Source organism: Kushneria sp. Sum13 (genome assembly GCF_052692355.1).
In genome coordinates this window covers 622,795-643,348 of the sequence record NZ_CP199847.1, presented here as the reverse complement: position 1 = coordinate 643,348, position 20,554 = coordinate 622,795, and the positions used below count along the sequence as shown (strand labels likewise).

Genomic DNA, 20,554 nt, shown 5'->3' with positions numbered 1-20,554 from the left:
TCATCATCGGCAGTCAGCGCATCAGCGGCGACAGGGCTGGATCAAACGAATCGACCCAGACCTACCGCCGGACGCAGACGCTCCAGCAGCGTATTGGCCTCACTGCGGGCACGCTCGGCACCCTTTTGCAGCACCGACTCGATATGGCCCGGGTCCTGCATGAGACGCTCATACTCACCGCGTGGCGCCTCAAGTTGCGCATTGAGGTGCTCAAATACGGCATTTTTGGCATCGCCCCAGCCGATCCCCTCGGCGTAGCGCGTGCGCATGGCCTGCTCTTCGCTTTCGCTGGCAAAGGCCGAGTAGATCTGAAAGAGCGTGCAGGTCTCGGGATCCTTCGGCTCACCCGGCTCCAGCGAATTGGTCTTGATCTTGCGGATCAGCTTCAAGAGCTTTTTCTCGGAGGAAAACAGCGGGATGGTGTTGTCATAGCTTTTGGACATCTTGCGCCCGTCCAGCCCGTTAAGCGTCTGCACGCGCTCATCCACCACCGCTTCGGGCAGCGTGAAGTAGTTGCCCTTGTAGACATGGTTGAAACGCCCGGCCATGTCGCGCGCCATCTCGATGTGCTGAACCTGATCGCGCCCGACCGGCACGCGATTGGCGTTGAACAGTAAAATATCGGCCGCCATCAGCACCGGATAGCTGAAAAGCCCCATGGTGATGCCACGATCCGGGTCGGGACTGCCGTTGTCTTCATTGTCCGTCACGGCCGCCTTGTAGGCATGCGCACGATTCATCAGCCCCTTGGCACAGACGCAGGAGAGCATCCAGGCAAGCTCGGTGGTCTCACGGATGTCCGACTGGCGATAAAAGATCGCGTTGTCGGTATCCAGCCCCAGCGCCAGCCAGGTGGCTGCGATCTCCAGGCGCGACTGCTGCACCCGCTTGGGATCACTGGCCTTGATCAGCGCGTGCAGATCGGCCAGAAAATAGTAGGACTGAACGCTCTCGTCCTGACTTGCGGCAATGGCGGGGCGAATGGCACCGACGTAATTGCCCAGATGGGGGGTACCGGTTGTGGTAATGCCGGTCAGTACTCGTGTGCTGGTCATGAACGCAACGTCTGCTCGGTGATGGAAAACGGCGCGGATGAAGTCATCGCGTGAAAGTCCCCATAGTGTAACGCGCACGGAACGACCGGGCGACAGTCGCGCCCTCAGGGGCTACGGATCCGGTCGCTCAAGCCCGCACTGCCAGCAGGTGTCAAAGTGGTCGTCATGCCACTCGCCACAGTGCTGGCAGCGCCAGCCCCGCAACAGCCGCGCCCCGGGAGAGGCCGTTGCTTCAGCGCTCTGACGCCACTGATCGATCACGACCCGAGCGCGCGCCTCATCTTCCGGCATGACCCAGAGCTCGGGTTCGCAGTCGATGGGGGCCAGATCGCCCATACCGCCGGCCAGTATCCAGTTGCGCAGATCGCACGGGATACCGGCCCCCTCAAGCAGGTTGCGCACATGCCCCACCAGCAGGCTGTTGGGATGCGAAAAGACGCGAACCCGGCGCGGCATCATGGCCTCAGTCGCGGAAGATACGCACGCCCATCGCCTTGAGATAGGCCGTTTCCGGAATGGACGGATGGATGGGATGATCACCGCCCTGATGCCCCTGATAGATCAGCTGGGCATGACGGTCCTGATGACGAGCCGAACCGCGCACGACGTCAATGAGCCGGTCGCTGGCCAGATGCATCGAGCAGGAGGCTGACATTAACAGTCCATCGCGGCCCAGCAGACGGATCGCTTCCCGATTGAGTCGTCCGTAGGCCCGCTCGCCGACATTGATGTCCTTGCGCTTGCGAATGAACGCCGGCGGATCGAGCACGATCACATCAAACTGCTCATCGGCCGCCTTGAGCTGGGCGAGCACTTCAAAGGCATCGCCCTGTAGCGTGGAGACGCGATCTTCTACTCCGTTAAGCGCGGCATTGCTCGTGACGCGCTCCAGCGCCGGGGCTGATGCATCCACGCAGACCACTTCCGAGGCGCCAGCAACCGCGGCCTGTACGCCCCAACCGCCGATATAGCTGAACACATCCAGTACTCGCTTGCCGGCCACCTGGGCGTTGAGCCAGGCACGGTTATCGCGATGGTCAAAGAACCAGCCGGTCTTCTGGCCACCCACGACGTCGGCTTCAAAACGCACGCCGTTTTCTTCCAGCGCCACGGGACCATCCAGCGCCCCCTGAACGATCTCGACATCCGCATCGAGCTGCTCCAGACGACGTCCGGCGGTGTCACCGCGCAGCACGATCACTCGTGGTGATAGCACCTTGTTGAGCGCATCAATGATCTCGTCACGCACCTTCTCCATGCCGAGCGTATTGAGCTGAACCACCACCACATCATCAAAGCGGTCGACCACCAGCCCGGGCAAAAGATCACCCTCACCGTGCACCAGACGATAGAAGGGGCGCGAGTAGAGACGCTCACGCAGGGACAGCGCCTGCTTGAAGCGGTGCACCAGCAGGGAGCGGCTGAGCATCACTTCGGTATCGCGCGAGACGATGCGGGCGCACAGCAGTGCATTGGGATTGACATAGGCCACGGCCATGGCGCGCCCGTTGGCCGCCTCGACGATGACCTGAGCGCCGGGCTCAAAGCTCTTGAGCGGCGTTTCAGCGATGTCGATCTCGTTGGAGTAGAGCCATAGATGGCCCGCCTTGAGACGACGATCGGCGTTTTTCTTGAGACGAAGACGTTGGGTCACGACAGCTTCCGGAATTGATAATAAAAGGGGCACAAGCGTATTACCCGCCATTCTATCAGCTGGGCATCGCCACGGCAGTGTGTCGTATGGCCCTGATGGCGACTAACACTGGCAGTGCGGGCAGAATACGCTGGCGCGCTGACCGATGGTCATCGAGCGAAGCTCGTGACCGCACACGCGGCACGGCTCGCCACCACGACCGTAGACGTTCAGGCGCTGTACGAAATAGCCAGGTTCCCCGCGCCCGCTGACAAAGTCACGCAGCGTGGTGCCGCCCTGCTCGATCGATGCGGCCAACACCTGCCTGATGGCCTCCGCCAGGCGCTGATAGCGCTCGCGTGACACCTTGCCCGCCTCGACCCGCGGGTCGATACCCGCCATGAACAGCGCCTCGGCAGCGTAAATATTGCCCACACCGACGACCACGGCGCTGTCCATGATGAAGTTCTTGACCGCCACTCGCTTGCCACGCGAGCGCTGATAAAGAAGCCCGCCATGGAAGTCATCACCCAGCGGCTCGGGCCCGAGGGCAACCAGTCGTCGATCGCTCATGGGGTCGCCTTCAATGAAATCCACCAGCCCGAAGCGACGCGGGTCGTGATAGCGCAGCACCAGGCCTGAGCTCATGACCAGATCGATATGATCATGCTTGCGCGGCTCGGTACCGATCTCGACCAGACGCAGACTGCCGGACATGCCCAGATGCCAGAGCAGATGGCCCCCGGCCACCGGCAGCAGCAGATACTTGGCGCGCCGGGTGACGTCACCGATGCGCTCACCGGTCAGACGCTCGGCCAGCCCTTCCGGGACAGGAATACGCAGACGGTGATGGCGAACGATGACTTCATTGATCTCGAAACCCGCTACCCACGGCGCAATACCGCGACGGGTCGTTTCGACTTCAGGCAGCTCGGGCATGAGGTTCTAATGTGACAGCGTTGAAGAAAGTGCGGCGACGCAGCGGATGAGGGCCGGCCGGCCGAGCATCAGATACAAAAAGACCAGATACAAAAAGACCCGGCCATGACCGGGTCCTTTCAGGCCACCCTGACGGGCGGCACGCAAAGCGCCATCAATTACTTGATTTTGGCTTCACGATACATGACATGCTTGCGTACGACCGGGTCGTACTTTTTGAATTCCAGCTTGTCAGGAGTGTTGCGCTTGTTCTTGTCGGTCGTATAGAAATGACCGGTACCCGCGCTTGAAACCAGCTTGATCTTGTCACGCATGTTATTGCTCTCCGCATTCAAGCGCGCCAGGCGCTTGAGGTGTAATCACGAACCGTCGTCTCAGACGCTCAGACCATTGGCACGCAGATCCTTGAGGACCACTTCGATGCCTTTCTTGTCGATGATACGCATGCCCTTGGAGGACAGACGCAGCCTGACAAAGCGCTTTTCGGACTCGACCCAGAAACGATGCGTATGCAGGTTGGGGACGAAACGACGACGCGTCTTGCGCTGAGAGTGGGAAACGTTGTTACCAGTCACCGGACGCTTGCCGGTAACCTGACAGACTTGTGACATGGAAGCCTCCAGCCGTGAGCCCGAACGGGCCGCACATGAGTGTCTATTAAGTATTCGGGCAAACCGGTGAGAAGTGGCGGGCGATACGCCTCCCTGCCCCCTGTTCATAACCCGCAGAAAGTCAAAGGGCGTACTTTATACCAGAGCGCCCCCTGCTCGGCAAGTACGCCTTGATATAATTGCCTGTGCACCGCCATTAGCTCTGGAGCCAGCCTCGTTCGGCAAAGGAGGTGACCTCACCGTCACCGACCACAAAATGGTCCAGCACCCGAATATCAAAAAGCCCCAGCGCATCGACCAGCCGGGTCGTGATACGACGATCGGCATCGCTGGGCTCGGCCACGCCGGAGGGGTGATTGTGGGCAAAAATCACCGCCCCGGCATTGAGTGCCAGCGCCCGCCGGGCTACCTCACGCGGATAGACGGCAGCGGCGTCCAGCGTGCCGGTAAACAGTTTTTCAAAACGCAGCACCCGGTGCTGACTGTCCAGAAAAAGCGCTGCAAACACTTCATGGCCAAGGTCACGCAAATGCGCACTCAAAAAGCGACGCACCATATGCGGTGAATTGAGCGCATCACCGCGCATCAAAAGCGTTTCCAGATGCCGACGCGACAACTCAAGCGCCGCCTGCAGCTGCACGTACTTGGCATCTCCCAGCCCATGCGCCTGGCAAAACGTTTCACGACTGGCATCCAGCAGCGGCCGCAGCCCATCGAATTCACTTAAAAGATCGCGCGCCAGATCCACTGCCGAGCGGCCCTTGACGCCCACCCGCAAAAAGATGGCCAGCAGCTCGGCATCCGAGAGCGCCTGCGCGCCCAGATTGATCAACTTTTCCCGCGGCCGTTCCCCTTCCGGCCAGTGACTGATACCCACACCACTCTCCAACAGCATTGCCTGATAAAGGGTTAACGGCGCTTTCCCATCGAACTAAAGCCAAACGAGTGAGCTTTCAAAAGGTCATAACCTGTGCATGCCTTGCGAAACAGCCACTACGCTTTCCATGACATGCAGCTCACCACAGGAGAATCATGATGCGTCTTTATACCCTGCCCAAAACCGGTGCCATCAGCGATTTGACGCTCACCGAGCGTGACACGCCCCGCCCGGCGCGTGGTCAGGTGCTGGTGCGCATGCGCGCGGCGTCACTGAACTATCGCGACCTGATGGTTGTTACAGGCAAGTATGGTCGCGGTGGCGTGGCCCCGAATCGCGTGCCGCTGTCTGATGGCGCCGGTGACGTCGTCGAGATTGGTGAAGACGTCACCCGCGTGGCGGTTGGTGATCGTGTCGCCGGCATCTTCATGCAGAACTGGCTGGGCGGCGAGATCAATGACAGCCACCCCGGCTCGGCACTGGGTGGCGCCGTGGATGGCGTCCTCAGTGACTATGTCCTGTTCGATCAGCAGGGGGTGGTCACCCTGCCCGAGCACCTCTCTTTTGAAGAAGGTGCCACCCTGCCCTGCGCCGCCGTCACGGCCTGGAATGCCCTGTATTCCGGCAAGTCACCCCTGAAAACCGGCGACAGCGTGCTGTTGCTGGGTACCGGCGGCGTCTCCATGTTTGGCCTTCAGTTCGCCCGCGCCGCCGGCGCCCGGGCCATTCAGACCTCTTCCAGCGACGACAAGCTTGCCCGCGTGCGCGAACTCGGCGCTGACGCCACCATTAACTATCGCCAGACGCCTGAATGGCAGCAGGAAGTGCAGCGACTGACCGATGGCCGCGGTGTGGATCACGTGGTGGAAGTTGGCGGTGCCGGCACCCTGCCCCGCTCGATCGAATCTGCCCGCCTGGGTGGGCAGGTCAACCTGATTGGCGTGCTGACCGGTGGCGAGATCAATCCAACCGATATCATGCGCAAAAGCGTGTTGATGCGGGGCATCTTCGTGGGCTCACGCGAGATGTTCGAGCAGATGAACCGCGCCATCACCCAGCACCGGATCAAGCCGGTCATTGATCGCACCTTTGCCTTTGACGATACCCGTGCCGCCTTCGAGCATCTGGAAAGCCAGCAGCATCTGGGCAAGGTCGTCATTACCCTTGACTGAAACTGCATCAACACTGCCGGGCGCCCGTACCCGGCAGTATCGAAGGCCCCTCCTGGCATATTGGCGGATACCCAAACGACTCGACATCCCCTAGCGTAGCGCTGATCCATGTTAGCGCTAACAACTCAAAGGGGATATCAATGAGCACACATCAGGATTGCGGTAGCGGCCTGCGTCGTCAGTTTCTCAAACAGTCGCTGGCCTGCAGTGCCGCCGCTGTCGCCGGCGTCTCGCTGACACAGCCGGTCGCGGCGCAGCCGCTCAATCAACGCTATCCCGACCCGGCCGTCAAAATTCTCGACGAGCGTTTTCTGGACCTGCGTCTTTTCAATGCCAGCGTTGAAAAGCTGGCAGATGGCCTGCGCTGGGCCGAAGGTCCGGTCTGGTCCGGCGATGGTCGTTACCTGCTGGTCAGCGACATCCCCAATAACCGCATCGTGCGCTGGGACGAGATCAGCCAGTCGCTGGGCGTCTATCGGGAGAACTCAAACTTCTCCAATGGCATGACGCGCGACCGGCAGGGCCGCCTGATCGTCTGCGAAGGCTCCACTACACACGATATCGGTCGTCGCATTACCCGCACCGAACCTACAGGTGAGATCACGGTGCTGGCCGACAATTTCGAGGGCAAACGTTTCAACTCGCCCAACGACATTGTGGTCAAGCGCGATGGCTCGATCTGGTTTACCGACCCGCCGTTCCAGGCCGGTGGTTATTACGAAGGCCATAAAATCGAGACCGAACTGCCACACGGCGTTTATCGCATTAACGGTGACACCCTCAACGTGACCCGCGTTATCGACAATATCGCCGGTCCCAACGGCCTGTGCTTCTCCCCTGACGAAAAATTGCTCTATGTAGTGGAAGGCCGCGCCAAACCGGACCGACTGGTCTGGGCCTATAAAGTCAATGACGACGGCACGCTGGGCGCGCGCCATCAGCATATTGTGGCAAAGGATTTTGGCGGGCTCGATGGCATCAAGTGCGATGAGAAAGGCAATCTGTGGTGCGGCTGGGGCAGCTCGGGCTCTCCCGACGCGGACCCGGAAGCCCTGGATGGCGTGCGCGTGTTTGACACTCAGGGCAAGGCCATCGGCCATATCAGCCTGCCGGAGCGCTGCGCCAATCTGTGTTTCGGCGGCCCTCAGGGCAACCGGCTGTTCATGGCCGGCAGCCACTCGATTTACTCGATTTTTGTCAGCGTGCGCGGCGCTCAGTACCTGACCTGATTCTGGAAACAGTACCTGACCTGCTCGGCAGCAGGAGCACGTATTGTGCCCCTGCTGCCAGCGTGACAACCCCGATTTACGGCGCGGTCTGCTCCGGCCCACCCCAGACCCGCAGTGCCGCCCGCCGCCGTTGATCCTTTTCCTGCGGGGACAGCGAGAAGTCGCCCCCGTAAAGCGCCGCCTCCCAGCCACCATAGGTCGGATTGGGCAGCACGATGTAACGCTCACCAAACTGCGCCCGGTCCTGAATGACCTGCGCGTTGCGCGTGGCCACGTCATCAGCATCGTAACGGCTGTCGAAATCGGCCAGATTGTCACCCACCAGCAGCGCCACGTCGTGAGTGGCCATGACCGCCTCGCGTCGCGGCTGCTTGTCGCTGGCATTGGTGCGCAACATCATGTGCTGCTCATCAACCCATGGGAAATCCAGCTGTTTCAGGTTTTTCATGGTGGCATCCAGACCGCTCTCATCGCGATTGGTGACATAAAACACCTCGACGCCACGCGAGTGCGCGTACTGCAAAAACGCCTGCGCGCCGGGCAGTGCGCGTGCCTGAGCCTCCTCGACCCAGGCATTCCAGTTCGCACTGGAGTAGCGCTCATCACGCCCGATCAGCCAGGCCTGAAAGGCCGTGTTATCGATGACCGCCTCGTCACAGTCCACGATGACTGCCAGTGGTCGATCCCCCGTTTTTTGAGCCTTAAGTGCCTGATCAAGGCGCAGACGGGCCACATTGAACGCCTGAAAGGAGAGCGCCCGGTATTCGCCGGCGCTTTGCATCCAGGCCGTGGCCATGACCAGCTGCTCGTTGAGATCATCATTGCTGTAGGTCGAAGACGCCGGCGGGTTTTGACTGGCGCAGCCGCTCAGAACAACGCCAAGGGCCAGCGCCGAGAGCATCGGGGCCATTTGATGACGGGATAAAAAGGAAAGCGAGCGGTGTTGATTGAAGTGCATGGCAGTGTCCTTCTCGGGCATATCGTTGTGATTGTTTCCGGCCCGGCAGGTGCTACGCACGCCAGGCACGCAGTGGTAAGGTAGCATCCCCTTGATGACCGTTATGCCCATGGAGCCCTGCATGTCACGACTGGCTGGTCAACGCATCGTTTTAGGCATCAGCGCCGGCATCGCGGCCTACAAAAGCGCGGTACTGGCGCGGCTTTTGAAAAAGGCCGGCGCGGAGGTCCGCGTGGTCATGACCGAGGGCGCCCAGGCCTTTATTACGCCGCTGACGTTGCAGGCCCTGACCGGCGAAGAGGTGCGCACCTCATTGCTTGACCCTCGAGCCGAGGCAGGCATGGGTCATATCGAGCTGGCCAAATGGGCCGATATCGTTCTGATTGCGCCCGCCACGGCCGACCTGATCGCCCGACTGGCCGCCGGCATGGCCGATGACCTGCTGACCACCGTGTGTCTGGCCACACGGGCACGCTGTCTGCTGGCACCTGCCATGAATCAGGCCATGTGGTCGCATCCTGCCAGCCAGCGCAATGCCGCCACGCTCGTGGAGATGGGCTGGCAGCAGCTTGGCCCCGATGCCGGCGAGCAGGCCTGCGGCGATGTCGGTGGCGGTCGCATGCTGGAGCCGGAAGACATTGTCAAGGCACTCGAAGCTGCCCTGTCCGGGCATTTCCCGGCCCCCGGTGCACTGCCTCTGGACGCCACGCCCGAGCATGACGATCACGCCCCGACACCGGATGCCTTCATGCCAACCGGTGGCGAGACGCAAGCCGGGGCGCTGGCCGGTCATCATGTCGTGATCACGGCCGGCCCCACCCGTGAGGCGATCGATCCGGTGCGCTATCTCTCCAATCACAGCTCGGGAAAGATGGGCTTTGCACTCGCCAGTGCTGCTCGTGGCATGGGCGCCCGCGTCACCCTGATTGCCGGACCGGTGTCGCTTGCCACGCCCGAAGGCATTACCCGCATCAATGTCATCAGCGCCGTCGAGATGCTGGAGGCCGTGAACGCAGCGCTGCCCGACTGCGATATTTTCATTGGCTGTGCGGCAGTCGCCGATTATCGGCTGGCCGACATTGCCGAACACAAGCTCAAGAAAGTGCCGGGCAGCGCCGCGCTGACCCTGAACCTGATCGAAAACCCCGATATTATCGCTAGCGTCACCGACCGGGCACACCCGCCCTTTACTGTCGGCTTTGCTGCCGAAACCCGGGAACTGGCGCGCCATGCCCATGACAAGCTCGTGCGCAAGCGCCTGGACCTGATCGTGGCCAATGACGTGGCAGCACCGGGGCTGGGATTTGGTGCCGATGATAATGCCGCTGTGCTGTATCATCTCGAACCTGACCAGCCGGAGGTTCCGGTCACGTCGCATACGCTGTCACCGCGTGCCAAGCAGGATCTGGCGCGCGCCATCCTTGATTACATGCTGCCCCTTTACCATGGGCACCAACCAATGCGGAGCCCTGTCTGCTCATGACTGCTTCTTCCGACCGGCCGCGCCTGCAGGTCAGAATTCTTGATGATCGGGTACGTGAATACCCTCTGCCCCATTACGCCACGCGCGGCAGCGCCGGCATGGACCTGCGCGCCCTGCTGGACGCTCCACTGACGCTGGCCCCCGGGGACTGCGAGCTGGTCCGCACGGGTCTGGCCGTTCACATTGCCAATCCGGCCTGGGCGGGCATGATCCTGCCGCGCTCGGGCCTGGGCCACAAGCGTGGCATCGTGCTGGGCAATCTGGTCGGCCTGATCGATGCCGACTATCAGGGCGAGCTGATGATTTCGGTCTGGAATCGCGGTCAGGAGCACGTCACGCTCGAGCCGTTCGAGCGCATTGCCCAGTATGTGCTGGTGCCGGTCATTCAGGCCGAACTGGAGATAGTGGAAGACTTTACGCCCGGTGACGACGACACCGGGATTCGTGGCGCCGGCGGCTTTGGCCACTCGGGACGACACTGACGCTGGCTTACATGACAGGAACATTCCCATGACGCAGGTAAGTGCCGCCATCTTTCGTGCCTATGACATCCGTGGCGTGGTCGACGAACAGCTCACTCCCGATACCGCCCGCCTGATCGGCCAGGCGATCGGCAGTGAAGCCCTCGCCCGCGGTGAACGGGGCGTAGCCGTCGGCCGTGACGGCCGGCTTTCAGGCCCGATGCTGGCAACAGCACTGATCGAGGGCCTCTGTGCCGCCGGCTGTGATGTGGTCGATATCGGCATGGTGCCCACGCCCGTGCTCTATTTTGCCACCCACGTGCTGGAGGGCATCACGTCCGGCGTGGCGGTCACCGGCAGCCACAACCCGTCGAATTATAACGGCTTCAAGATCGTGCTGGGCGGCCACGCCCTGTCGCGCGACGACATTACTACCCTGTATCGCCGTATCGAGCAAAACGATCTGTCTGTCGGGGAAGGCAGCTATCGCGAGCATGATATTCGCGAAACCTATCTGGCGCGCATTGTTGATGATATTGCCCTTGAGCGGCCGCTGCACGCCGTGGTCGACTGCGGCAATGGCGTGACCGGTGAACTGGGACCGGAGCTGATCCGCCGCCTGGGCGCCCGCGTCACGCCGCTTTTTGAAGAGATCGACGGCCGGTTCCCCAATCATCATCCGGACCCGGGCAAGTTCGAAAATCTGACGGATCTGATCGCGAAGGTCCGGGAGACCGGTGCCGATATCGGCCTGGCCTTTGACGGCGATGGCGACCGGGTCGGTGTAGTCACGCCCCTTGGCGAGATCATCTACCCTGACCGACTGCTGATGGCCTTTGCCTGCGATCTCCTCGAGCGCCAGCCCGGTGCGCGCGTCATTTTCGACATCAAGAGTACCGGCAATTTGATCCCGATCATCGAAAACGCCGGCGGCACGCCCGAGATGTGGTACACCGGGCACTCTCTGATCAAGGCGCGCATGAAGGAAACCGGCGCGGCACTGGCCGGCGAGATGAGCGGTCATATCTTCTTTCAGGAGCGCTGGTACGGTTTTGACGACGGGATCTACGCGGCCGCCCGACTGCTGGAGATTCTGTCGCGCCAGCCCGACGATGCCGACCTGTACTTCAGTCGCTTCCCTCAGGATGCCAGCACCGCCGAAATCAATGTGCCCGTCACCGACGACAACAAGTTCGGTATTGTCGAGCGCTTCATCAGGGACACCGATTTCGGCGAGCAGGCGACCCGAACCACGCTTGATGGCATTCGCGTGGACTATCCGGACAGCTGGGGGCTGTGCCGTGCCTCCAACACCACGCCCATGCTGGTGTTTCGCTTTGAAGGCAAGTCCGTGGAGGCCCTCGAGCGTATTCAGGATCGTTTTCGTCAGGCGCTGCTGGCCGTGGCCCCCGACATTACGCCGACCTTCTAGAGAGACGGCTCAGTCCGGGCCCGCGAATGCATCGCCGGCCCGGCATTATCGACACAGAATCATCGGCACAGAATCATCGAGACAGCCTTCATGACGCATGAAGCGCTGACGCTGCCCCGGTCCTTTATCCCTTTCTACAGGAGCGTTTTGCAACATGCATGACAGCGAATACAATCCGCGTCAGGTCGTTGAAATCCTGTCCGAGGCGCTGCCTTATATTCAGCGCTTTTCAGGCAAGACCGTGGTGATCAAGTATGGCGGCAACGCCATGACCGAGGACAACCTGATCCATTCCTTCGCCCGCGACGTGGTGCTGCTCAAGGAAGTGGGGCTTAACCCGATCGTGGTGCACGGCGGCGGCCCGCAGATCGGTCAGCTGCTGGAACGTCTCAATATCGAATCCCGCTTTGTCGACGGCATGCGGGTGACCGATTCAGAGACCATGGACGTGGTGGAAATGGTGCTTGGCGGGCTCGTCAACAAGAGCATCGTCAACCTGATCAACGGCGCCGGCGGCAAGGCGATCGGCCTGACCGGCAAGGACAATGCCCAGATTCGCGCCCGCAAGCTTTCCGTGCAGCGCAAGCGCGCCGACATGACGGCGTCTGAAATCATCGATATCGGCCATGTCGGAGAAGTCGAGCATATCTCGACCGATCTGATCGAGATGCTCTCGGAAGCCGATTACATTCCGGTGCTGGCGCCCATCGGTGTCGATGCTCAGGGGCACTCCTACAACATCAACGCCGATCTGGTGGCCGGACGTGTGGCTGAAGCGCTGGGCGCCGAAAAACTCATGCTGTTGACCAACGTGGCCGGGCTCATGAACCAGCAGGGCGAGGTCATGACCGGCCTGACCACCGAGCAGGTTGATCAGCTCATCGAGGACGGCGTCATCTACGGCGGCATGCTGCCCAAGATTCGCTGCGCGCTCGAGGCCGTCAAAAATGGCGTCAACAGCTCGGTCATCGTGGATGGTCGCGTGGAACACGCCATCCTTCTGGAAATCTTTACACGCTCGGGTGTGGGCACGCTGATTACCGATCAGGCAAGCACTCCGTCGCCCTGATGCCACGCGCACCACGGGTGTGATCTTATTCACGGGTGCCAGAGGCCGTCCCGGGCACCCTTGCTGGCAGATAAAAAAGATGGCCATGACCAGGGAACAGAAAATTTCACGCCGCGATCAGATTCTGCAGGCGCTGGCGCGCATGCTGGAACAGGGTCGCGGTCAGCGCATCACGACCGCAGCGCTGGCGCGCGAGGTAGGCGTTTCAGAGGCTGCGCTTTATCGTCACTTCCCCAGCAAAACGCGCATGTATGAGGCGCTGATCGAATATATCGAGCAGACGCTTTTCGAGCGCGTCACGCTGATTGTCAGTGAACCCGGCGATGTCAGCGATCGCTGTCAGCGTATTGTGACCCTGCTGCTGATTTTTGCCGATAAAAACCCGGGGCTTTGTCGCCTCATGACCGGTGAGGCACTTAGCGGTGAACACGAACGCCTGCAGACCCGCATGGCCCAGCTTTTCGAGCGCCTTGAAACGCAGCTCAAGCAGGTCCTTCGAACCGGTGAAATCGAACAGGGGTATCGACCGGCCATCGGCGTATCGGCTCTGGCCAATCTGCTCATGGCCGTTGCCGAGGGGCGTATCAATCAGTACGTCAGAAGCGGATTTCGGCGTGTCCCCCAGCACCACTGGGAGGAACAGTGGCACCTTTTGAGTGCCCATCTGGTTTCTGAAACCGCCGCCGTCAATCCGCATTCCCCTTCAGATATCTGATCGCCGTATCGGCCTCGACCCCGGCACCAAACAGATAGCCCTGCAGGATCTCGCACCCCAGCTCGTTGAGCAGATGCTGCTGGCGGCGCGTCTCGACACCTTCTGCCACAACCGTCAGGCGCAACAGGTGCGCCAGCCGCACGATGGCCTCGATCATGTGGTATCCGTGGCTGGCGTCGGTGAGCGCTGTCACGAAACTCCTGTCCAGCTTGAGACGATCCAGCGGCAGCATCGCCAGCTTGTCCAGTGATGAGTAGCCGGTGCCGAAATCGTCCAGCGAGATTCCGATGCCCTGCTGGCGCAGTTTTGAGATGACGTGCACGCACTCGTCAAAATTCAGCATCATCCGGCTTTCGGTGATCTCGAATTCCAGGCAGGCGCCCTCCAGCTGATAGGCGGACAGTACCTGTGCGACATGGGTCAGCAGGGCTTGATCAAGCTGCAACACGGACACATTGATGGCCACGACCGGCACCTGATACCCCTGTGCCCGCCAGCCACTGATCTGTCGGCATACCCGATCGATGATCCAGTTCCCCAGTACCGGCATGAGGCCCATCGATTCGGCCATCGGAATAAAGGTCGAAGGGGGAATATCTCCCTGGTCGGGATCATGCCATCTCAGCAGGACTTCAAAACCGACAATGTGCTGGTCGCGACCATCTACCTGAGGCTGATATACCAGTCGCAGCTGGCCATCCGTGATGGCCTGGCGCAGCGCGGCAGGCGCCACACTCGGCGCTTTTTCACCAGCAGAGAGCGCAATGGCGCCGGCATCATTGCGTGAAAAAGGTCTGGCAACCCCGGCCGGCCGGCCCTGCTCTTCTTCCTGCGACGCGGCACTGATCTCCTCAAGCTGACTGATATCGACCAAAAGACCGTGACACTCGACTCTTCCGTCACGGCGAAGAATGACACCCCGGTCCAGCACCCGCTGCTCGGACGTGCCATGAACCAGACGATAGGTATGCTCGAAATATCCCCGACGCAGGGCAAGCTGTCGGGCGCTTTTCAGCGACGCTCGATCATCGGGATGGACCATGGCGTCAAAGGTGCCACCGGGCAACTGACAGCTCTGCTCCCATGGCCCCGGCATCGGCGCCGCTGCATGGTTGAGATAGCAGTAATGATGCTGTTCGTGACAGTAGCAGTACACCACGCCCTGTAACTCGTCGGCCGTTTGCTCGATATCAACACACACGTCCTGCTTCAGGCGATACCGATGATAGCCCTTTGACAACAGTCCCTTCGCCTGCAAAAGACAGCAGAGCCACAGCAGCAGCCCCAGAGCCAGCGTACTGTCATCAATATGCCCCTGCCACCAGAGCAGCCAGATCGTGACCAGTGACAGCGCAAACAGCAAACGATAGAGCGTCACCAGCACCCAGGGGACAGGAGGCGGCGCATCTTGTGGTTTACGAGAAAATGCAGGATTGGACATCGGTCAGCGCTCAAGGCAACTACAGAAAATCATTTGATGATCATCACAATAAGTCATTGAGAATATGAAGCATCATTTTTTTTCATGAGACGTGACCGTAAAGCAAAACCCCGGGCCTTGGGAGCCCGGGGTTAACTTTTGCGCTAAAAACAATCTTTAGTATTAGAACAACAGTGCGGTGATCAGGCCGCCTCAGCGGATTCGCCGATCGCCTGTTTGAGTTTTTTCATGGCATTTTTTTCAAGCTGTCGAATACGTTCGGCGGAGACACCATAGGTATCGGCCAGCTCGTGGAGCGTGGATTTCTGCTCGGCCAGCCAGCGGCGCTGCAGAATATCGCGCGAGCGATCATCAAGCCTTGCCAGCGCCTCACGCAGCTGCTGCGAGGAGCGATCCTGCCAGTCAGACTCTTCAATCGACAGGGCCGGGTCGGAGCGGCCATCTTCCAGATACTGCGATGGAGACTGGTAGCTCTGCTCGTCATCCTCACTGCCGGGTGCCGGATCGAAACCGGCATCGAAGGCCGACAGGCGCCCTTCCATTTCCCGAACGGCTTCCGGCTTGACGTCCAGGTCCTGCGCAATGGCAGCCACTTCGTCATTGTTCAGCCATGACAGACGCTTTTTGGCACTGCGCAGGTTGAAAAACAGCTTGCGCTGCGCCTTTGTGGTCGCCACCTTGACGATGCGCCAGTTACGCAGCACGAATTCGTGAATCTCGGCCTTGATCCAGTGCACGGCAAAGGAGACGAGCCGTACGCCCTGAGCCGGATCAAAGCGCTTGACGGCCTTCATCAGGCCCACATTGCCTTCCTGGATCAGGTCCGCCTGTGGCAGGCCATAGCCGGAATAGCTGCGAGCGATATGCACTACAAATCTCAGATGCGACATGACAAGGCGACGGGCGGCTTCAATGTCACTGTCGGTATGCAGACGCGTGGCAAGGTCTCTTTCCTCGTCCACGGTCAGTATGGGAATACGATTGACTGCCTGAATATAGCCATTCAGGTCATTGCCCGGCGAAAGATGACCGATAGGCTGAAGACTGGTACTCATGTTTAAACGGTCTCCCCTGGTCCCTGGCTGGTAATTATCTACCATTATAGACCATGGTAAAGGTGCTTTGTTTCCCGCGTCACGGCTTTCTCAAATACTTGCGCTTATCATCTCAACGCGGGCTGATGTCTGCCAGATGGCGACTGACGGCAAGCCATGCGCCTACAAGTCCCAGCATGGTACTACAGATCAGCAACAAAACCGATCCGCCAAACCCGATGCCCGGCAAAGTGAAATGACTGCCGAACCCGGAGGCCAGCATATCGATGGGGGCCGATAACCATCCTCTCCCCAGCGTCAGCAGGATCAGCGCCAGAATGCCGCCCCCCAGTCCGTACCAGACCCCGACATACAGAAACGGGCGTCGCACAAAGGCATGCGTGGCACCGATCAGGGTGACCACCTCAATCTCCTGACGACGGCTTTCGACCGCCAGTCGAATGGTATTACCAACGACCAGCAGTACGCCGAGGGCAAACAGCACGCCAAAGGCCAGTACGACACGACGCCCCAGCTCACTGAGCTGACGCAGTCGCTCAAGCCAGGCCATGTCCAGACGCGCATCCGTCACGCCATCAATTCTGCCAAGGCGTTCGGCCAGCGCCTGCGCTGCCTTCGGGTCGCGCGAGCGCGGCTGTACCAGAATGGTCGCCGGCAACGGATTATCATCCATCATGGCCAGGGCATCATTCATTCCCAGGCGCTGCTGAAAGCTTTCAAGGCCAGCGGCGGCCGTGATCAACTCGGTCGAGGCGATATCGCGCTCCCCTCGCACCTGATCGGTAATGTCCATGGCCTGCGACTCCGACAGTGCCGGGTTCAGGTAGAGCGTCATGCGGGCGCTGTCATCCAGATTGCTGTCCAGAAGCTGAGCACTACCCAGCGCCAGCCACAGACTTGCCGGCAATACCATCGCGATGGCAATCGCCATCATGGTCATGAGACTCGACAGCGGCCGACGGCGCAGACGATGAAGGCTATCCACGGCCATCTGCTCGTGATGGCGACGCCAGGCGCGTGAGCGGCTTTCAAAGGTGATCTGATGGGAACGTGCGCCCCGCCGGGGCTTATCGGTGTCGGGTGCAGGACGACGTGTCTCGTTACTGGCTGGGCGACGACGTGGTTTCTGGCTCATGCCGCCTCCTCATCACCGATCAATCGGCCATCGCGCAGCTTGAGCACCCGATGCCTGAGCCGGGCGATCAGCGCCAGATCGTGACTGGCCAGCAGGACGGTTGTGCCAATGCGATTAAAGTCCTCGAAAAGCCGCATGATATCGGCCGACAGCTGCGGGTCCAGATTACCGGTCGGCTCGTCTGCCAGCAGCATGGCCGGCTTGTTCACAACGGCCCGGGCAATGCCGACGCGCTGCTGCTCACCGCCGGAAAGCTCGATGGGCAGCGCCTTTTCACGATGCAAAAGACCGATCTTGTCCAGTGCCGCATGCACCCGGCGCCGGGCATCCTGAGGCGTGGCGCCCTGGATGATCAACGGCAGGGCCACGTTATCGAACACGCTACGATCAAAGAGCAGCTGGTGGTTTTGATAGACCACGCCGATCTGGCGCCGATAAAACGGAATCTGTGACACGTGAAGGCTGGTAATGTCATGGCCGGCCACGACAATGCGGCCCCGGGAAGGCCGCTCCAGCGCCATGAGAAGGCGCAGAACCGAACTTTTCCCGGCACCGGAGTGACCGGTCAGAAACACCATTTCACCGCGCTGCACGGTGAAATTGAGATCGGCCAGCGCCTCGAAACGACCGCCATAGCGCTTGCCGACATGCGCAAACTCGATCATGGCCATGAGAAATCAGCTGCCTTCCCGGTCAAAGAGAGCCCCCACGAAGTCTTCAGCCTCGAAGGGTCGCAGGTCATCCAGCGTTTCCCCGACCCCGATATAACGAATGGGGGTGCCCAGCTGCTTGGCAATGGCAAAGATGATGCCGCCCTTGGCCGTACCGTCCAGCTTGGTCAGGGTAATACCGGTGACGGGCACCGCCTGGTTAAAGGTTTCTGCCTGTGAAATCGCGTTCTGGCCCGTACCGGCATCAAGGACCAGCATGACCTCATGAGGCGCCTGGGCGTCCAGACGCGCCATGACACGCTGTACCTTGCTGAGCTCATCCATGAGATGGCCCTTGTTGTGCAACCGGCCGGCCGTATCGGCAATCAGCACGTCAATGCCGCGCGCCTTGGCCGCCGATACCGCGTCATAGATGACGGAAGCACTGTCCGCGCCGGTGTGCTGGGCAATCACCGGCACATCGTTACGTTCGCCCCAGACCTGCAGCTGTTCAACGGCGGCCGCGCGGAAGGTATCCCCTGCCGCCAGCATGACGCTGCGGCCCTGACGCTGAAAGCGCTGGGTCAGCTTGCCAATGGTCGTGGTCTTGCCTACGCCATTGACCCCCACCATCAGGATCACGAACGGCCCTTCACCCTTCGGCGGCAGGCGCAGCGGTTTGGCCACCGGCTCGAGCATTCTGGACAGCTCTTCCTGCAGCGCCTTGTAGAGGGCATCGACATTTTTGAGCTCACGCCGGGAGATACGCTCTTCCAGGCTTGCCATGATGTCGCTGGTGGCCGCAACGCCCACATCCGCCATCAGAAGCTGCGTTTCGAGCTCTTCCAGCAGATCATCGTCAATTTCCTTGTGACCGAGCAGCAGCGTTGCCAGACCGTCGGTCAGGTTGGAGCGGGTCTTGCCAAGCCCCTGACGCATGCGTGAAAACCAGCCCTTTTTGGCACCGGCGATATCACTCTGCTCATCGGCGGTTTCAGGGCCAACTTCAACGGCCGTGTCATATCGGGCCCGGCGCGGCTTGTCGCGACCGCGGTTACGTGCAGGCGTTGTGACTTCCGAAGCAGTACCGGGAGTAGTGTCCTCCGGCGCTGGCTCAGACGGTGTTTCTTGCAGCGCCGACACATCAGACGGGCGCTTTTGAGCAGGCTCGGGCTCGACTACCGGTTCCGGCTCAACGGCAGGTTCTGGCTCGGCCTCGATAACGGGCTCAGGCTCTCGCTCAACCACCGATTCCGGTTCGGGCTCGACGACGGGCTCTGGCTCTCGCTCAGCCACCGGCTCCGGCTCGGGCTCGACGACGGGCTCGGGCTCTCGCTCAACCACCGGCTTCGGTTCGGGCTCGATGACGGGCTCTGGCTCACGTTCGACCACAGGTTCCGGTTCAGGCTCAACGACGGGGTCTGGCTCGGTCTTGACAACAGGCTCAGGCTCTCGCTCGACTACCGGTTCCGGCTCAGCCTCGACGATGGGCACTTCTCGCGCCTCGACAGGCGGCTCTGGAGGCTTCTCCTCGGTGACATCGGACTCAGGCATCTGCGCCTGCTGCTCCAACTTCTGCTGCTCTTCGCGATCCTGCTGATCGCGGCGCTGCTTCTTGCGCTTAAAAAAACCAAACATGGGCTATATCGTCGCGATTGATCCATCGGAAAAAGACGGTCGAGCCGTCATTTGATACCGCATCCTACCACTCAAGCACTGCTCGCCGGTACAATCCGTGCACATCATCCAAGGATGGCACACCCGGCAATGATTGCTGCGTTTCCCGTAAATCATACGGACCGGCACTGGCAGCATATTTTTACCTATCGAGGCTTTAAGGGCACATGAGGCGACAGCGGCACGGCACATCAGGACAGGATCAACGCCAGGGCAAGGCCCGCACGGGCAGCGGCCGCCTGAGACTGATTGGTGGTCGATTTCGTCGGCGCCTGTTGCCCGTACTCGATCATCCGGGCCTGCGGCCAACGCCGGATCGCGTCCGCGAGACCCTGTTTAACTGGCTGGTGACCGAGATCGACAGCCGCACTCGCGTGCTCGATCTATTTGCCGGCACCGGTGCCCTGGGGCTCGAGGCCCTTTCCCGCGGCGCCGGAGAGGTGCATTTCGTCGAAGCCGACCGTCAGGTGGCCCAGCAGATCACCCGGAACCTGACCACCCTGGACGTGGCAATGCCGGTTCATCATCAAAGGGCACAGACCTTTCTGGACACGCGCCCGACGCAACCCTTTCAGCTGGTCTTTCTTGACCCGCCCTTTCGACAGGACCTGATCACTGACTGCTGTCAACGCCTGGAGCAGGACGGCTGGCTGAGCGAGGGCGCCCTGATTCATGTCGAAACCGAGGCCGGCCTGATGTTGCAACTGCCCACCGGCTGGCACCTGATCCGCGAGACCCGGGCCGGTGACAGCCACACCCGTCTTTATCGACGTGAAGCACCTGATCCGCGAGACCCGGGCCGGTGACAGCCACACCCGTCTTTATCGACGTGAAAGCGGCCAATAACCGGGCCGCCCTCTTGCCGCCGCGCGTCGGCGCGCGTAGTCTGGCCTGCGCGCGCGCCGGCACCCGATCCGGGCCATGCAGGGCGGCACTTCGCCTTAATATCTGTATCAGGAGTA

General features: G+C 60.8%; 21 protein-coding genes. 8 read left to right on the top strand and 13 right to left on the bottom strand.

The window, feature by feature from the left end:
- Window positions 1-41: 41 nt before the first annotated feature.
- From trpS to radC, 7 genes are all read right to left on the bottom strand, one after another.
- Entirely contained in the window at window positions 42-1,055 is a 1,014-nt protein-coding gene (gene trpS / locus ACUN8C_RS03105; protein WP_445620848.1) for a tryptophan--tRNA ligase, read from the bottom strand.
- Window positions 1,056-1,166: 111 nt separating this feature from the next.
- A complete protein-coding gene (locus ACUN8C_RS03100; protein ID WP_445620847.1) occupies window positions 1,167-1,514 on the bottom strand; it encodes a putative signal transducing protein in 348 nt (115 codons plus the stop codon).
- A 4-nt stretch (window positions 1,515-1,518) separates the two neighbouring features.
- On the bottom strand, window positions 1,519-2,709 hold the full coding sequence (locus ACUN8C_RS03095; RefSeq protein WP_445620846.1) for a class I SAM-dependent rRNA methyltransferase: 1,191 nt from the start codon (window positions 2,707-2,709) through the stop codon (window positions 1,519-1,521).
- A 102-nt stretch (window positions 2,710-2,811) separates the two neighbouring features.
- The gene (gene mutM / locus ACUN8C_RS03090) at window positions 2,812-3,627 is read right to left on the bottom strand and encodes a bifunctional DNA-formamidopyrimidine glycosylase/DNA-(apurinic or apyrimidinic site) lyase (protein ID WP_445620845.1); all 816 of its coding nucleotides are present in this window, start codon (window positions 3,625-3,627) and stop codon (window positions 2,812-2,814) included.
- 158 nt (window positions 3,628-3,785) lie between these two features.
- Window positions 3,786-3,941: a 50S ribosomal protein L33 gene (gene rpmG / locus ACUN8C_RS03085; RefSeq protein ID WP_086620664.1), complete on the bottom strand. Its 156-nt coding sequence runs from the start codon at window positions 3,939-3,941 to the stop codon at window positions 3,786-3,788.
- A gap of 60 nt (window positions 3,942-4,001) precedes the next feature.
- Window positions 4,002-4,238 (bottom strand): 50S ribosomal protein L28, encoded by a 237-nt coding sequence (rpmB, locus tag ACUN8C_RS03080; protein WP_086620665.1) that lies wholly within the window; start codon window positions 4,236-4,238, stop codon window positions 4,002-4,004.
- A 196-nt stretch (window positions 4,239-4,434) separates the two neighbouring features.
- Window positions 4,435-5,115, bottom strand: coding sequence for a RadC family protein (gene radC, locus ACUN8C_RS03075; protein ID WP_445620844.1), 681 nt, complete (start codon window positions 5,113-5,115; stop codon window positions 4,435-4,437).
- A gap of 155 nt (window positions 5,116-5,270) precedes the next feature.
- Between radC and ACUN8C_RS03070 the strand changes: the two genes are divergently transcribed.
- Together ACUN8C_RS03070 and ACUN8C_RS03065 are read left to right on the top strand one after the other, a co-directional pair.
- On the top strand, window positions 5,271-6,287 hold the full coding sequence (locus ACUN8C_RS03070; RefSeq protein ID WP_445620843.1) for a zinc-dependent alcohol dehydrogenase family protein: 1,017 nt from the start codon (window positions 5,271-5,273) through the stop codon (window positions 6,285-6,287).
- Window positions 6,288-6,427: 140 nt separating this feature from the next.
- Window positions 6,428-7,516, top strand: coding sequence for an SMP-30/gluconolactonase/LRE family protein (locus ACUN8C_RS03065; protein ID WP_445620842.1), 1,089 nt, complete (start codon window positions 6,428-6,430; stop codon window positions 7,514-7,516).
- Between the two features lie 76 nt (window positions 7,517-7,592).
- Here the strand turns inward: ACUN8C_RS03065 and ACUN8C_RS03060 are convergent, their stop codons facing one another.
- The gene (locus tag ACUN8C_RS03060; RefSeq protein ID WP_445620841.1) at window positions 7,593-8,474 is read right to left on the bottom strand and encodes a 5'-nucleotidase, lipoprotein e(P4) family; all 882 of its coding nucleotides are present in this window, start codon (window positions 8,472-8,474) and stop codon (window positions 7,593-7,595) included.
- A 121-nt stretch (window positions 8,475-8,595) separates the two neighbouring features.
- Between ACUN8C_RS03060 and coaBC the strand changes: the two genes are divergently transcribed.
- The 5 genes from coaBC to slmA all read left to right on the top strand — a co-directional run bounded on the left by coaBC (window position 8,596) and on the right by slmA (window position 13,634).
- A complete protein-coding gene (gene coaBC, locus ACUN8C_RS03055; RefSeq protein ID WP_445620840.1) occupies window positions 8,596-9,957 on the top strand; it encodes a bifunctional phosphopantothenoylcysteine decarboxylase/phosphopantothenate--cysteine ligase CoaBC in 1,362 nt (453 codons plus the stop codon).
- Window positions 9,954-10,439 (top strand): dUTP diphosphatase, encoded by a 486-nt coding sequence (gene dut, locus ACUN8C_RS03050; protein ID WP_445620839.1) that lies wholly within the window; start codon window positions 9,954-9,956, stop codon window positions 10,437-10,439. Before coaBC ends, dut begins: the two co-directional genes overlap by 4 nt.
- Before the next feature lie 28 nt (window positions 10,440-10,467).
- A complete protein-coding gene (locus tag ACUN8C_RS03045; protein ID WP_445620838.1) occupies window positions 10,468-11,850 on the top strand; it encodes a phosphomannomutase/phosphoglucomutase in 1,383 nt (460 codons plus the stop codon).
- 154 nt (window positions 11,851-12,004) lie between these two features.
- Window positions 12,005-12,919: an acetylglutamate kinase gene (argB, locus tag ACUN8C_RS03040; RefSeq protein WP_299256304.1), complete on the top strand. Its 915-nt coding sequence runs from the start codon at window positions 12,005-12,007 to the stop codon at window positions 12,917-12,919.
- A gap of 85 nt (window positions 12,920-13,004) precedes the next feature.
- The gene (slmA, locus tag ACUN8C_RS03035; RefSeq protein WP_445620837.1) at window positions 13,005-13,634 is read left to right on the top strand and encodes a nucleoid occlusion factor SlmA; all 630 of its coding nucleotides are present in this window, start codon (window positions 13,005-13,007) and stop codon (window positions 13,632-13,634) included.
- Here slmA and ACUN8C_RS03030 read toward each other — a convergent pair.
- From ACUN8C_RS03030 to ftsY, 5 genes are all read right to left on the bottom strand, one after another.
- Entirely contained in the window at window positions 13,606-15,075 is a 1,470-nt protein-coding gene (locus ACUN8C_RS03030) for a sensor domain-containing protein (RefSeq protein ID WP_445620836.1), read from the bottom strand. The two genes, slmA and ACUN8C_RS03030, sit on opposite strands and share 29 nt — an antisense overlap.
- A gap of 182 nt (window positions 15,076-15,257) precedes the next feature.
- Complete coding sequence (gene rpoH / locus ACUN8C_RS03025; protein WP_108842969.1) at window positions 15,258-16,130, bottom strand: RNA polymerase sigma factor RpoH; 873 nt, start codon at window positions 16,128-16,130, stop codon at window positions 15,258-15,260.
- A gap of 112 nt (window positions 16,131-16,242) precedes the next feature.
- Window positions 16,243-17,265, bottom strand: a complete 1,023-nt coding sequence (gene ftsX, locus ACUN8C_RS03020; RefSeq protein WP_445620835.1) for a permease-like cell division protein FtsX — start codon at window positions 17,263-17,265, stop codon at window positions 16,243-16,245.
- A complete protein-coding gene (gene ftsE / locus ACUN8C_RS03015; protein ID WP_445621820.1) occupies window positions 17,262-17,930 on the bottom strand; it encodes a cell division ATP-binding protein FtsE in 669 nt (222 codons plus the stop codon). Before ftsE ends, ftsX begins: the two co-directional genes overlap by 4 nt.
- Before the next feature lie 12 nt (window positions 17,931-17,942).
- Window positions 17,943-19,553, bottom strand: a complete 1,611-nt coding sequence (gene ftsY, locus ACUN8C_RS03010) for a signal recognition particle-docking protein FtsY (protein ID WP_445620834.1) — start codon at window positions 19,551-19,553, stop codon at window positions 17,943-17,945.
- 206 nt (window positions 19,554-19,759) lie between these two features.
- On the opposite strand from ftsY, the gene rsmD reads away from it, so the two are divergent.
- Window positions 19,760-20,398: a 16S rRNA (guanine(966)-N(2))-methyltransferase RsmD gene (gene rsmD / locus ACUN8C_RS03005; protein WP_445620833.1), complete on the top strand. Its 639-nt coding sequence runs from the start codon at window positions 19,760-19,762 to the stop codon at window positions 20,396-20,398.
- Window positions 20,399-20,554 lie beyond the last annotated feature (156 nt).

Excerpts from the sequence above, each read along its gene's own strand:
- rsmD (WP_445620833.1), top strand. The coding sequence starts at position 19,760 with ATGAGGCGACAGCGGCACGGCACATCAGGACAGGATCAACGCCAGGGC.
- ACUN8C_RS03045 (WP_445620838.1), top strand. The coding sequence starts at position 10,468 with ATGACGCAGGTAAGTGCCGCCATCTTTCGTGCCTATGACATCCGTGGC.
- ACUN8C_RS03065 (WP_445620842.1), top strand. The coding sequence starts at position 6,428 with ATGAGCACACATCAGGATTGCGGTAGCGGCCTGCGTCGTCAGTTTCTC.
- ACUN8C_RS03070 (WP_445620843.1), top strand. The coding sequence starts at position 5,271 with ATGATGCGTCTTTATACCCTGCCCAAAACCGGTGCCATCAGCGATTTG.
- rpoH (WP_108842969.1), bottom strand. The coding sequence starts at position 16,130 with ATGAGTACCAGTCTTCAGCCTATCGGTCATCTTTCGCCGGGCAATGAC.
- mutM (WP_445620845.1), bottom strand. The coding sequence starts at position 3,627 with ATGCCCGAGCTGCCTGAAGTCGAAACGACCCGTCGCGGTATTGCGCCG.
- ftsY (WP_445620834.1), bottom strand. The coding sequence starts at position 19,553 with ATGTTTGGTTTTTTTAAGCGCAAGAAGCAGCGCCGCGATCAGCAGGAT.
- rpmG (WP_086620664.1), bottom strand. The coding sequence starts at position 3,941 with ATGCGTGACAAGATCAAGCTGGTTTCAAGCGCGGGTACCGGTCATTTC.
- slmA (WP_445620837.1), top strand. The coding sequence starts at position 13,005 with ATGACCAGGGAACAGAAAATTTCACGCCGCGATCAGATTCTGCAGGCG.
- argB (WP_299256304.1), top strand. The coding sequence starts at position 12,005 with ATGCATGACAGCGAATACAATCCGCGTCAGGTCGTTGAAATCCTGTCC.
- ACUN8C_RS03030 (WP_445620836.1), bottom strand. The coding sequence starts at position 15,075 with ATGTCCAATCCTGCATTTTCTCGTAAACCACAAGATGCGCCGCCTCCT.
- ACUN8C_RS03060 (WP_445620841.1), bottom strand. The coding sequence starts at position 8,474 with ATGCACTTCAATCAACACCGCTCGCTTTCCTTTTTATCCCGTCATCAA.
- coaBC (WP_445620840.1), top strand. The coding sequence starts at position 8,596 with ATGTCACGACTGGCTGGTCAACGCATCGTTTTAGGCATCAGCGCCGGC.
- ACUN8C_RS03100 (WP_445620847.1), bottom strand. The coding sequence starts at position 1,514 with ATGATGCCGCGCCGGGTTCGCGTCTTTTCGCATCCCAACAGCCTGCTG.
- rpmB (WP_086620665.1), bottom strand. The coding sequence starts at position 4,238 with ATGTCACAAGTCTGTCAGGTTACCGGCAAGCGTCCGGTGACTGGTAAC.
- trpS (WP_445620848.1), bottom strand. The coding sequence starts at position 1,055 with ATGACCAGCACACGAGTACTGACCGGCATTACCACAACCGGTACCCCC.
- ftsE (WP_445621820.1), bottom strand. The coding sequence starts at position 17,930 with ATGATCGAGTTTGCGCATGTCGGCAAGCGCTATGGCGGTCGTTTCGAG.
- dut (WP_445620839.1), top strand. The coding sequence starts at position 9,954 with ATGACTGCTTCTTCCGACCGGCCGCGCCTGCAGGTCAGAATTCTTGAT.
- ftsX (WP_445620835.1), bottom strand. The coding sequence starts at position 17,265 with ATGAGCCAGAAACCACGTCGTCGCCCAGCCAGTAACGAGACACGTCGT.